Origin of the sequence: Flavobacterium sp. WC2430 (assembly GCF_040822075.1) — a bacterium.
In the GTDB taxonomy this organism is placed as follows: domain Bacteria; phylum Bacteroidota; class Bacteroidia; order Flavobacteriales; family Flavobacteriaceae; genus Flavobacterium.
The window spans coordinates 451,791-465,089 of the sequence record NZ_CP162007.1 but is presented as its reverse complement, the minus strand read 5'-3'; the positions used below and the strand labels follow the sequence as shown (position 1 = coordinate 465,089).

The following is a 13,299-nucleotide window of genomic DNA, read 5'->3' as shown; positions in this document are numbered from 1 at the left end:
TTCAAATAATTAATTTTTTTTACATGAAAAAAAGTCTTTTTTCTCTTTTGTTGGGTGGGTTAACAATAGGAATAACTGAATTTGTAATGATGGGGCTATTGCCTGATATCGCCTCCGATTTAAAAGTATCCATTCCAGTAGCTGGATATTTAATTTCGGCTTATGCCTTAGGTGTGGTTATTGGTGCGCCCTTAATTGTAATAATAGCGAGAAATGAGCCGCCAAAGAAGATATTGCTGATATTAGCAACAATGCTTGCTTTTTTTAATTCATTATCTATAATTGCACCATCTTATAGTTTGCTGTTTATTTCACGTTTGCTTTCTGGATTGCCACATGGAGCTTTTTTTGGTGTTGGTGCCGTGGTTGCTACTCGTCTTGCCGATAAAGGGAAAGAAGCGCAAGCTATATCAATTATGTTTTCTGGTTTAACGATTGCCAATCTTGCTGGGGTGCCTATTGGAACTTATATAGGACATCATTTTGCTTGGCGTTATACTTTTATAATAATTGCTTTTATTGGTATGATCACATTTGTTGCTCTTTACTTTTGGATGCCAAATTTAGAAGCTAGAGCAAAAGAAACAGTTAAGAGTCAGTTGCAATTTTTTAAGAAACCAGAAGCTTGGTTGGTTATTTTAATTACAGCCATCGGAACTGGAGGATTATTTTGTTGGATTAGCTATATAGCTCCGTTGCTCACTGAAGTGTCACAATTCTCTGCTTCAAATGTCTCGTATATATTGGTTTTAGCTGGGCTTGGGATGGTTATAGGAAATTTAATAGGAGGGAAACTGACGGATCGATTTTCTCCTGAAATTACAATTATATCGATTCTTTTATTTCTATCGGTTGATTTAATCTTAGTCTATTTATTCTCTTCAAACCAATATGTGAGTTTGTTATTAGTATTTACTACTGGATGTATTTCATTTTCTATAGGAGCTCCTATTCAAATGCTGATGATTAAAACGGCTGTAGGATCAGAGATGATTGCTTCGGCTGCAATTCAAGCCGCTTTTAATGTTGGGAATGCATTAGGTGCCTTTCTTGGCGGATTGCCTTTAGTGGTGGGGTTAAATTACGCAACTCCTAATTTAGTTGGAGTCATGATGGCATTATCAGGGGTGTTTTTTACAACAATTTTTCTTCAGAGAAAGCGCCGAATATTAAAATGGCAAAACAACTAAATTTGTTAGTGACTATTGATTTATAAGTAGATAACTCTAGATTATAGGAACAGTTTTCTTGTTTTTAAGATCTCCAACTGAATTGCAATTTGTTTTTTGTTCGTTCTGGAGAGAAGGTAATTGTATTGATAATGAAATTACTTTAGCCCAGATAGCAGTGGAAATCCTTTTTATTTTTTCTTTAAAAATAAAAAGATTGCAGCGTATAGCTGGAAGTAGCTCTTAAAAACAAATAAATTATAAATTACAGATTGCTTCGAAGAATCTCGCAATGACGCACAAAAAAACCGCCAATCTCACGAAAGGCGGTTTTTTGTTTAGTCTTTTATAGCATTTCCTTTTTTGTCAAAGAAATGATATTCTAAATACGTGTAAGCGTCACGAGGTATGATTTTCACCCACTTCTTATGTTCAAAAAACCATTTTGAACGTAATGATGGAAAACCTTTGGTAAGGTATGCTGCCACAAATGGATGTACATTAAGTACAACATCTTTGTGGGTTTTTAAAACTCTTTCTAAATCAGAATTGATTCGGTCGATAATTAAAATTGGCGCTTCAATTTCGCCTTTAACATCGTTTGGATCTTCTTCTCTAGTTTTTATGTTTACTTCTGGTCTTACTCTTTGTCTTGTAATCTGGACTAATCCAAATTTACTAGGAGGTAAGATTTTATGTTTCGCTTTGTCATCGCTCATTTCTTCTCTCAAGAAGTCGAACAAAACTTTACGATTTTCAGGATTAGACATATCGATAAAATCAATTACAATAATACCACCCATATCACGTAGACGCAATTGTCTTGCGATTTCTGCAGCAGCTATCATGTTGACTTCCATGGCAGTGTCTTCTTGGTTGGTAGCTTTATTAGAACGGTTTCCGCTGTTTACGTCAATAACGTGCAAAGCTTCAGTGTGTTCTATTATAAGATAAGCCCCTTTACTCATGGATACTGTTTTCCCGAATGAAGTCTTGATTTGTCTCTCTATATTGTATTTCTCAAAAATAGGTGTATCGTTTGATTGATAAAACTTAACAATTGATTGTTTTGAAGGTGCAATTTCTTGCAAATAATCCTTAGTTTGGTTGTACAACTCTTCATCATCAATTTGAATACCACTAAAGGTATCATTAAAAACATCTCTTAATATCGAAGAAGCTCTATTGAGTTCTCCTAATATTTTGGAAGGATGATGAGCGGTTGGTAATTTTTTACACATTGCATCCCATCTGCTTAGCAGGTTCTGCAAATCTTTTTCTAATTCGGCTGTATTTTTGCCTTCTGCTACTGTGCGAACAATAACACCAAAACCTTTTGGTTTAACGGAATGTACAAGTTTTTTTAGTCTGTCTTTTTCTTTTTTGTCTTCTATTTTTTGAGAAATAGAGACACGATCAGAAAAAGGAACTAGAACAATAAAACGTCCGGCAAGAGAAAGCTCAGCGCTAATTCTTGGTCCTTTGGTTGATATCGGTTCTTTTACGACTTGTACAAGAATAGATTGATTGGCATTGATTACATCAGTAATGGTGCCATCTTTATCAATCTCTTTGTCAAACTGAAAGTTTTTTAGGGAGAAATCTTTTAATTTACCTGCGCTTACAAGTTTTATGAATTTCAGTTGGGAAGATAAATTGGGTCCTAAGTCATGATAATGTAAAAAAGCATCTTTTTCGAAGCCTACATTTACAAAAGCGGCATTAAGTCCAGCAACGGGTTTTCTAATTTTGGCGATAAAAATATCTCCAACTTGAAAATTGCTTTTTTCTTCTTCCTTGTGTAATTCAATTAGTTTTCCATCTTTTAATAAGGCAAAATCTACGAAATCAGAACTAGATCTAATGATCAATTCTTTATTCATCTGTAAATTTTTATCCAAACTTTTAGTTTTAATTTAAAGTTTTAAGTTTAAAAAACTCTTAACTCATAATTCATAACTGAATTGTAAGGATGGATTAAACAATAATTTTAACAGGTATTGAACCCGGAGAAAACTAGCTGGCAGTTTGCAGTAATAAGTGATCAGTAAACTGAATACTAAAAACTGACGACTGACGACTAATTTTCGATTTCAATGAACGTTTAAAAAGAAAAAAGTAGTTATAAACTACTTTTTCTTTTTGTGACGGTTAGCTCTCGCTCTTTTTTTACGTTTGTGAGTTGCTACCTTATGTCTCTTTCTTTTTTTACCACTTGGCATATTGTGTTGATTTTATGATTAATTAATATTATTTTGCTTCGTTATTTATTTTTACTCCTTCTACAAAAACTTTTGCAGGTTTGAATGCAGGAATGTTATGTGCAGGAATTTTTATTGTGGTATTTTTAGAAATATTTCTACCAGTTTTCTCAGCTCTTGTTTTCACAATGAAACTTCCAAAACCTCTTAAATAAACATTGTCTCCAGTTTCTAATGAATTTTTAACTTCATTCATAAAAGTCTCTACTGTTGCTTGAACATCACCTTTTTCAAGACCTAATTTTTCTGAAATTTTTGCTACGATATCTGCTTTCGTCATTTTCTTTCCTTATTTATTATATTGTAATAATTTTTTTGAGTGTGCAAATATAGGAATTTAAAAAACAATAAATCAAGCTAATTCGTTAAATTTTAATCATATAAACTTTTACTTTTGCAAACAAATATTTAATAATGATTTTTTCTAACTTGCTTATTCAATGGTATTTACAAAATAAACGTGATTTACCTTGGAGAAATACCACCAATCCTTACTTCATTTGGCTTTCTGAAATCATGTTGCAACAGACTCGAGTAGCGCAAGGAATGCCTTATTTTCTGTCTTTTACTACTGCATTTCCTACTGTATTTGATTTGGCTAAAGCCGATGAAGAACAGGTTTTGAAACTATGGCAAGGTTTAGGGTATTATTCCCGTGCTCGCAATTTACATAAAACTGCGCAATATGTAGCTAATGATTTATCAGGAATTTTTCCTGATACTTATAATGAGTTATTGAAGTTGAAAGGAGTTGGCGAATATACTGCAGCGGCCATAGCTTCTTTTTCCTATAATGAAACGGTTCCTGTTGTAGATGGAAATGTGTTTCGAGTATTATCTCGTTATTTTGATATTGAAACGGATATCGCTTTGGCTTCCGCCAAAAAAGAATTTGCCGCTTTGGCTTTTGAATTAATGCCTAAAGATAATCCGGCAACCTTTAATCAGGCAATTATGGAGTTTGGTGCTTTACAATGTGTGCCTAAAAGTCCTAATTGCAGCATTTGTGTTTTTAACGAAAGTTGTGCAGCCTTGCAAAAAAACAAAGTAGACCAATTGCCTGTTAAGTCTAAGAAACTAAAAGTTAGAAATCGTTATTTTAATTATTTAGTGGTTTCTGATGAGCGTGAGGATACGCTAATCCAAAAGAGAACTTCAAAAGGGATTTGGCAAAATCTATATGAATTTCCAGTTATTGAAACGGATAAGGTGGAAGATTTTGAATATGTAGCCATGCAGGTGAAAAATGATTTTTTTAAGAACAATGAGGTTGTCAGTATAATGGAGTGTAATGCTGAAAGTATAATTCATAAATTGTCTCATCAACACCTATATATTAAGTTCTGGAAAATTAAAGTAAAAGGGGTGATTGAAAATGGGGTTGACAATGTTGCTTTAAAGACGTTCCCTTTTCCAATAGTGATTCATAATTTTATTGAAAAGGAATAATATTTGGTTTGTAAAAAATGTATCTTTGATAGAAATACCATAATAAATAAAATGAACGGAACGTTAAATAAGGTGATGCTTATTGGGCATCTTGGTGATGAAGTGAAAATGCACTATTTTGATGGAGGAAATTGTATTGGACGGTTTCAATTGGCAACAAATGAAGTCTATATAAATAAAACGACTAATGAAAAAATAACTTCTACAGAGTGGCATAATTTGGTAGTGCGTAATAAAGCTGCTGAGCTTTGCGAAAAATATCTTTCGAAAGGAGATAAAATTTACGTAGAAGGTCGAATTAAATCACGTCAATGGCAAACGGAGGAAGGTGTAACAAAATTCACTACTGAAATACAGGTTACAGAGTTCACTTTTTTATCCACGAAAAAGGATGGAGAAAACAACAAGCAAATTCCCATTCAAGAATCGACAAAAAACACTAACTTTGACCCACAGAATAACGGCTTACCAATCAATGATTTGCCGTTTTAATTGTTTAACTAATCTTTTTTAATTTGGACCCAGAGCCCAGTTTAAATTTTGCCTATACATTAGATACTGATCTAGTGTTTGGTTTTGCCGGAATATTTGTATTGCTTTTTTGCTCTGCATTAGTTTCTGGAGCCGAAGTTGCCTTGTTTTCCTTATCTCAAAAAGATATTGATGAAGCAATACAAGGAAATGCCTCCAAAGGAAGAATTTTGTCTGACCTTTTAGGAAGGCCCAAAAAATTACTGGCTACACTTCTTGTCGCTAATAACTTTATTAATATTGGAGTAGTAATTTTATTTTCATTTATTGGGAATGACTTATTTGCGGCAATCAGTTCTCCTATTTTAAAATTTATATTAGAAGTAATAGTTGTGACCTTTTTATTATTACTATTTGGAGAGGTCTTGCCCAAAGTATATGCAAGTAGAAATAATATTAAATTTGCTAAAGGTGTTGCTTATCCAATAGTAATACTTGACAAGTTACTTTCGCCATTAAGTATTCCAATGCGTCAAGCTACTGTGTTTTTGCATAACAAATTAGGGAAACAAAAAACCAGTTTTTCAGTTGATCAATTGTCTCAGGCGTTAGAGCTTACTTCATCTGACGAAACTTCTTCAGAAGAGCAAAAAATTCTTGAAGGAATTGTTTCTTTTGGAAATACAGATACAAAGCAGGTAATGAGTCCTAGGATTGATATTTTTGCTTTAGAAATAACAGAATCCTTTACTGAGATATATGCTAAAATTATTGAAAAAGGGTATTCTAGAATACCTGTTTATAGAGATAATGTAGATCAAATTGAAGGGGTACTTTTTGTAAAAGATTTATTACCACACCTAAATACTACTGATTTTGATTGGGCTACATTAATTAGAGAGCCGTTTTTTGTGCCAGAAAATAAAAAATTAGACAATTTGTTGAAAGATTTTCAAAATATGAAAAGCCATTTGGCTATAGTTGTTGATGAATATGGAGGGACTTCTGGTTTGGTTTCTTTGGAAGATGTAATAGAGGAAATTGTTGGTGATATTAGCGATGAGTTTGATGATGAGGGTGTTAGTTTTTCTCAATTAGATGATAAAAATTATATTTTTGAAGGTAAAATAAACCTTAAAGATTTCTACCGAATTATAGATGTTGATGAAGATCTCTTTGAAACTAAAAAAGGAGAAGCAGAAACATTGGCAGGGTTTATTCTTGAAATCTCAGGTAATTTCCCAACTAAAGGACAGAAAATCTCCTATGAAAACTGTTTGTTTACTATAGAAGCAGTAGATAAGAAACGGATAAAACAAATTAAAGTTACGATTGATGTTTAATATTAAAACAGCATATAAAAAATATAATTTATTAGTAATGCTTTCAATTGTATTTTTGGGGCTATTCCTTTTTTCAAGTTGTAAAGATGATGTTATACCTAAACCATCAAGTTATTTGCGTTTGGATTATCCAGTCGCTAAATATGTAAATTTCGAAAATTCCTGTCCGTTTACTTTTGAAATGAATTCAGAGGCTGTCATAAAAGGAGAAAAGGATTGTGGTTTTACGATTACCTATCCAAAAATGAAAGCAACTATTTATCTGACTTATAAGCCTGTCAATAATGATATTAATAAATTATTGAAAGATGCTCAAAAACTGACTTATGAGCATGTTATAAAGGCCGATGATATACTAGAACAACCGTATTTGAATCCACAAAAAAAAGTATATGGAATGTTTTATCAAGTAGATGGAAATGCAGCTACTAATTCACAGTTTTATGCAACTGATAGTATTAAACATTTTGTAACAGGTTCTATCTATTTTTATGCAAAACCCAATTTTGATTCCATTATGCCTGCTGCTAGTTATGTGAAAAATGATATGCAAAGACTGCTGGAAACCTTAAAGTGGAAATAAATTTTTATATAAAAGCTTCTCAATTGAGAAGTTTTTTTTGTTCTTATAATGGAAGAGACTCACTATATTGGGTTTGCTTAAACTATTATGAAAATCACTAAATTAGGGTATTGATTTTAAAGATTGAAAAATTTATTTTTGAAAGCAACCTCTATGTGGATTTATTAATCAAAATTCTAGCGAACTAACGGGTAGAACTGTAGGCGCAGGTACTCCAAATGTACAAAGTCCAGTAGGTAAACCATGTAATTAATAAGACAAAGGATATGAAAAAAATGCTATTTTACTTAGTACTAAGTTTAAGTTGTGTTACTCTTTATTCTCAAAGAGCAAAAGAAAACAAACGAGATAATAATGAAAAAAAGGAGGTAATTAATGAATTTTTAGAAACTATAATTATTGATAAAAACAAGGAAATTATATTGATTAAAGAAAAGGTAAATCCAAATGAAATTATTAGAATGTTTAGTGGATATAAGAGAGATTCTATAGCTCAATCTGAAAATAAAAACAGTAAATTTCAAGGCTCATTATATGATGAGAATGCGTTTTTAACGATGAAAAAGCAATATGCTTTGAATGATGAAAACGAATGGGTTACTAGTGATTGTTGGAAAGCTAGAGATTTTAAATTTCAAAATATTAATTTTCAAAAAGGAGACTCAGTACGATATAAAGCTACGCGTCTTTTATACGATAGAGATGACAAACGTTACATCATTAATATTTCAAATCCTATTTATTATAAAAATAAGAAATATCTTTTATTTACTTATACCATTGTTTCAGCGGCATGGTTTCATGCATCACCAGAAACGTATCTTATGGTTATGGAAAGATTTAAAGATAAATGGGTTTTAAAACATAAAAAATGGGATGAGGTTTATTATTAGCAGTTTGTGGATAAGTTTATTTTTAAACAAGGCTGTGGGATCAATAAATCAGCTGTATTTACTAACAAATCTATTTTATTTATTAGTAAGTTTAAGCGGTGTTACTCTTTATTCTCAAAGAACAAAAGAAAACAGATGCGATAAAAAGAGAAATGGTGGGGTTATCAATAATCCCCTTAATTAATAAATTAAAAATTTGAAAAAAGTAGTGATTTATTTATTTTGTGGCTTATGTTCAATTAATTGTTCGGCCAAAAATAATGACAATATAAAAATAATAATCAATAGAATAGATTTGTTAGTAAATACAGCTGATGTTGTTGTTTTTGTGAAATCTATAGATTCAAAATTTGCAGGTAAGAATTTTGGTAATTTAGAAATAAAACAAACAGATTCTATTTATAACGATTTAGGTAAGTGTCCCTTGACTAAAGAATGGCAAATTAATAACTGGGAGAAAGTAGATCTAAATAATGATGGTAAAACAGATTTGTTATTTACGGCTTACTGGTACAGCACTTACTCTCAATATGCCATAATAGCAAAAGAGAAAAATAGTTTTCAGCTTAATGAACTCTCAGACAATATTCAATATGGTTGTAAATTAGTAAAACCTATAAAAATTGATGGAAAAAATGAGTTGTTATTGCATGATTTTAAAAGAGATGCAGATCATGTCAAAATGAATACTTCGACTTATTTTGAGGATACGTTGACTTATAAATTTGATTCTTTTGTTGAAAAGCATTCAGAAAAACAAACAAACTATGAAATTGAATCAGTTGTGTTTCTATTTCAAAACCTTTTCCAGTTAGAGGTCAATAATTTAGGTGTTGCTAAGTATGAAATTATTCAAGATCCTTTTTTGGCATTTGGATATTATGGTGATTTATATAATGGAAATGCGACAAAGAATATAACAAGAAATAAATTTGAAGAGTTAAGCGATTTGTTAGAGTATATTCGAGTGAAAGATTTAGCAGATGATTATGAAATTAATGGTGTTGATTTTTCTTCAGTAGTATTGGAGGTTAGATTTAAAGATGGAACTATTAAAAAAATTAGAGATTATGGATTTCAGGGTACTTTTGGTTTGAATTTTGTATATAAAAAAATGATAAAAATTGCAAAAGAAATTAAGTTATAAATATAGGATTATGCTTAGAAAGCTTCTCAATTGAGAAGCTTTTTTAGTCAAATTCAAGGTAGCATGTTTGAAAGTTAATTTTGATAGATAATTGTTTCAAATTTCTGATTCAATTTTTCTGACAGCAATTAGCTGTAATATTGTATTGTGCTTATTTGATGGGAGTTATAATTTATTTCTAAAATAAATTAAAAAATGGCAGCCTATTCATAAAATTGTTACAATTTTGAGGTAAAATTTATAGCATGGAATCAAAACAATTAAAATGGGGTTATTTATTGGTGCTTTCTTTGGTTTGGGGGAGTTCTTTTATTCTAATTAAAAAAGGATTAATAGGGTTGTCCGCGATTCAAGTGGGTTCATTACGAATTATATTTGCTGCCATTTTTTTGTTGTTGATTGGTTTTAAAAGTTTGTCAAAGATCCCTAAAGAGAAATGGAAATATATTGCTCTAACCTCGGTATTTGGGACTTTTGTTCCTGCTTTTCTTTTTGCATTAGCGCAAACAGAAATTGATAGTTCAGTAAGTTCGATTCTAAACTCATTAACTCCTTTAAATACGTTGATTTTGGGTGCTTTAGTGTTTGGTGTTAATTTTCAAAGAAGACAGGTCTGGGGTGTTTTTATTGGATTGGTTGGGAGTTTACTTCTCGTTTTTAACGGAGCAATGAACCATCCTGATCAAAATTACTATTATGCTATTTTAGTTGTTATTGCTTCGCTTTGTTATGCTGTCAACGTAAACTTAATTAAACGATTTCTGTCTGATTTAGCTCCGCTTAGTATAACAACGGGAAATTTTTTATTTCTAATATTTCCCGCATTAACAATTCTGTATTTTACAGGATTTTATGATGTGCTAGCAGTTGAAAAAGTACAGCATTCGGTTTATTTCATTATGATCTTGGGTGTAGTAGGAACTGGGATTGCTAATATTTTATTTTTTAAATTAATCCAAATTTCATCACCCGTTTTTGCAACTTCAGTGACTTATTTGATTCCAGTTGTGGCTTTCTTTTGGGGGTTATTAGATAATGAAATGTTGACACCTGTACAGTTTTTTGGTGCATTCATTATTTTAATAGGAGTGTATTTATCGGCGAAAAAGTAGTAGTGTCTATTTTGAATATAGTATAAACAACAAAGGCTGTCTTTCTAGACCGCCTTTGTGTTTTAAAAAGAGCACTATTTTTTATTTGTAATTCGGTTTCTCTACGGAGTTTCCATAATTATCAAAATAGGATATAGGGATATTGAGTTTTTCTAAGCCAGGGATTACTTCGGCTCCTTTACCAGCAATAATGATTCGAGTATTGTCAATTAAAAAATACTTGTTAGCAGCTTGTAGTACATCTTCTGGGGTTACTGCATTTATTGTTGTGATGTAGTTTTCGTAAAAATCTTTTGGTAGTTCTTCCGTTTCAATGTTTAATGCATATCGTGCAACGGCCTGTGGTTTTTCGACCTGCATTACAAAACGACCAATATAGCCCGCTTTGACTTCGTTAAGTGTTTGTGCTGAAACTTTTTCGGTTCGGATTCTTTTGATTTCTTTTATAAATTCAACGACTGCGCTGTCTGTAACGCTAGTTTTAATGGATGATGCTGATCTTAATTTGGACACATATTTACCGGCACCTATAATAGCATTAGCGCCATACGTCCAGCCGTGTTCTTCTCGTAAGTTCATATTTAGGTAACTATTGAAGCCTCCTCCTAATATATAGGTAGCAATAACTGCGGGGAAAAAATCTTTGTCTCCCATTTTTAAATTTATGGTGTTGACTAATGAAATTTCAGATTGTGAAGCACTAGGGACGTCTACAAAATTTATTTGAGTAAAAGGTGCGTTTTGTGGTGCAGTATAAGTTAATTTAGGAGTATTCCTTTTTTTCCAAGTTCCAAAAAGCTTTTCGACAATTGGTTTTATTTCTTTGAATTTGACATCGCCGATGATTACTAAATAACCGTTCTCAGGAGCAAAATAGTTTGTGTAGTTAGCTTTAACATCGGCAAGAGTCACATTGTTTATAGTTTCCTCAGTAATGTATTCTCCAGATGGATGGTTTTCTCCAAATGCTAAGGCGTCAATGACTCTATTGGCAATAGTAGGAACGCTTTTTTCTTGCGATTTTAGATTTTCAAGAAGTTTGGCTTTTTCGTTATCGAATTCTTCTTGAGTAAAATCAGGGTATAAAGCGCCATAAGAAAGGAGTTCTAAAATGCGCCCCGAATATTTAGAAAGAGAACTCGCGTAAGCACCATGGGAGTTAAAACTGATATTTGCACCAAGAAAGTCTACTTCTTCGTTTAAATCATCTTTTGTGATTTTAGTACTTCCGCTTCCTATTAAATAACTGCAAAGTTCATCTACCCCTTTTTTATCGCCTTCGGCAAATGGGGGATTGTCTATCGTAAGATTAAAAGTAACTTTTGGTAATTTGTGGTTTTCGACTACCATGACTTTAAGTCCATTTGCCAAAAAGAAAGTTTGTGGTTTTTGTATGTTTACCACTGGAGCTTTTCCGGCTTTGGGTTGTGGGCGATCTTGTGCTTGCATAATTCCTGTTATAAACAAAAGGATGAGTGTAATTCTTATTTTTTTCATGATTATCTTAGTTCTGTGCTGTTTCAGTAGCGGGAACGTAATCCAATAATAATCGTTGGTTTGGATTTAAGTATTTTTTAGCCACTGTTCGAATCTCCTCTCGGGTAATAGAATGGTAAATATCAATCTCATTATTTATTAAATGAATGTCACCATAAAGCAAATAATACTTGGCTAGATTTTCGGCAACACCTTCTACATTAGAATTGTTATTTACATTTTGATTCTCAAATTGATTCAATAGTTTTTGATAGTCTTTGTCAGTAATTAATTCAGTTTGTATTTTTAGGATTTCTTCATCTATTTCTCTTAATAAATCTTCAGATGAATTAGTGCCCATTGGTAGACCATATAAAATATACATTCCGTAATCTTCTTCGCTAAGATTAACGGCTCCAATTTGTAAGGCGATTTTTTTTTGGTCAACAATTTTCTTGTACAATTTTGAACTTTTACCATCGCTTAAATAAGCAGAAATGAAATCCAAAACAACTGCGTCTCTGGTTTTCATTGAAGGCGTTCTATATGCGGCGACAAGCATTGGGATCTTGATATTTGGATCCTGATAAGTTGCTTTAATAGTTTGTGTAATCGGTTCTTCGGTGAAAATTTGTTTTTGTATTTCTTCTCCTCTTTTGATAGTTCCAAAGTATTTTTGAATCCATTCTTTAGTAATTGCATTTTCAAAATCTCCTGCAACAACCAGTACGGCATTATTAGGGGTGTAGAACTTTTTATTGAAAGCTTGAAAATCTTCCAATGTAGCGGTATCTAAATGTTCCATGGAGCCAATGGTTGACCATCTGTACGGATGGTTAATGAACAGGTGCTCTTTTACTACGTTTATGATTTTTCCATAAGGGCGATTGTCATAACGGGATGCTTTTTCTTCTTTTATAACACCGTTTTGAGTATCAACACCAATTTGGTTGATTATAGGATGCATTAATCTTTCGGATTCCATCCAAAGAGCCAATTCCAAATTATTGGAAGGGAAGACTTCGTAATAATAGGTTCGGTCGTCAGAAGTGTTGGCATTATTAGTACCTCCATTTGAAGCTACAATTTTAAACCATTCTCCGCGTTTTATATTGGCAGTTCCTTCAAATAATAAGTGTTCAAAAAAATGGGCAAAACCTGTTTTTTCAGGATTTTCGTCTTTTGAGCCTACATGGTACATTACGGAGGTGATAACTACTGGTGCTGTAGGGTCGTGATGCAAAATAACATGCATTCCGTTATCAAGATCATATTCTTCAAAAGCTATTTTTTGGGCAGTTGCTACTCCACCAAGCATAAGGGCAGAACTTAATACCATTATTGATTTTTTCATAAAGATTAATAAAAATGTATTTACAATAAGTTATTTAAAGT

Annotated in this window: 12 protein-coding genes; 8 read left to right on the top strand and 4 right to left on the bottom strand. The window is 32.1% G+C overall.

The genetic code is table 11. The features are described from left to right. Positions 1–23 precede the first annotated feature (23 nt). Positions 24–1,190 (top strand): MFS transporter, encoded by a 1,167-nt coding sequence (locus AB3G36_RS02130; RefSeq protein WP_367755533.1) that lies wholly within the window; start codon positions 24–26, stop codon positions 1,188–1,190. Between the two features lie 317 nt (positions 1,191–1,507). Here AB3G36_RS02130 and AB3G36_RS02125 read toward each other — a convergent pair whose 3' ends face one another. Then, on the bottom strand, positions 1,508–3,052 hold the full coding sequence (locus tag AB3G36_RS02125; RefSeq protein WP_367755531.1) for an Rne/Rng family ribonuclease: 1,545 nt from the start codon (positions 3,050–3,052) through the stop codon (positions 1,508–1,510). Positions 3,053–3,419: 367 nt separating this feature from the next. After that, complete coding sequence (locus AB3G36_RS02120) at positions 3,420–3,710, bottom strand: HU family DNA-binding protein (protein ID WP_016989051.1); 291 nt, start codon at positions 3,708–3,710, stop codon at positions 3,420–3,422. Between the two features lie 134 nt (positions 3,711–3,844). Between AB3G36_RS02120 and mutY the strand changes: the two genes are divergently transcribed. The 7 genes from mutY (at position 3,845) to AB3G36_RS02085 (ending at position 10,428) form a co-directional block, all read left to right on the top strand. Beyond that, positions 3,845–4,879, top strand: a complete 1,035-nt coding sequence (mutY, locus tag AB3G36_RS02115; RefSeq protein WP_367755528.1) for an A/G-specific adenine glycosylase — start codon at positions 3,845–3,847, stop codon at positions 4,877–4,879. Positions 4,880–4,930: 51 nt separating this feature from the next. Further along, positions 4,931–5,371, top strand: coding sequence for a single-stranded DNA-binding protein (locus AB3G36_RS02110; RefSeq protein WP_367755526.1), 441 nt, complete (start codon positions 4,931–4,933; stop codon positions 5,369–5,371). Positions 5,372–5,394: 23 nt separating this feature from the next. Next, positions 5,395–6,693, top strand: coding sequence for a gliding motility-associated protein GldE (locus tag AB3G36_RS02105; RefSeq protein WP_367755524.1), 1,299 nt, complete (start codon positions 5,395–5,397; stop codon positions 6,691–6,693). Between the two features lie 37 nt (positions 6,694–6,730). Further along, the gene (gldD, locus tag AB3G36_RS02100) at positions 6,731–7,276 is read left to right on the top strand and encodes a gliding motility lipoprotein GldD (RefSeq protein WP_367757867.1); all 546 of its coding nucleotides are present in this window, start codon (positions 6,731–6,733) and stop codon (positions 7,274–7,276) included. 266 nt (positions 7,277–7,542) lie between these two features. After that, positions 7,543–8,169 (top strand): hypothetical protein, encoded by a 627-nt coding sequence (locus tag AB3G36_RS02095; RefSeq protein ID WP_367755522.1) that lies wholly within the window; start codon positions 7,543–7,545, stop codon positions 8,167–8,169. A gap of 295 nt (positions 8,170–8,464) precedes the next feature. Beyond that, a complete protein-coding gene (locus AB3G36_RS02090) occupies positions 8,465–9,316 on the top strand; it encodes a hypothetical protein (RefSeq protein ID WP_367755520.1) in 852 nt (283 codons plus the stop codon). A gap of 245 nt (positions 9,317–9,561) precedes the next feature. Beyond that, positions 9,562–10,428 (top strand): DMT family transporter, encoded by an 867-nt coding sequence (locus AB3G36_RS02085; RefSeq protein WP_367755518.1) that lies wholly within the window; start codon positions 9,562–9,564, stop codon positions 10,426–10,428. Positions 10,429–10,509: 81 nt separating this feature from the next. Here the strand turns inward: AB3G36_RS02085 and AB3G36_RS02080 are convergent, their stop codons facing one another. Further along, the gene (locus tag AB3G36_RS02080; RefSeq protein WP_367755516.1) at positions 10,510–11,925 is read right to left on the bottom strand and encodes a M16 family metallopeptidase; all 1,416 of its coding nucleotides are present in this window, start codon (positions 11,923–11,925) and stop codon (positions 10,510–10,512) included. Between the two features lie 7 nt (positions 11,926–11,932). Continuing rightward, complete coding sequence (locus AB3G36_RS02075; protein ID WP_367755514.1) at positions 11,933–13,258, bottom strand: M16 family metallopeptidase; 1,326 nt, start codon at positions 13,256–13,258, stop codon at positions 11,933–11,935. Positions 13,259–13,299 lie beyond the last annotated feature (41 nt).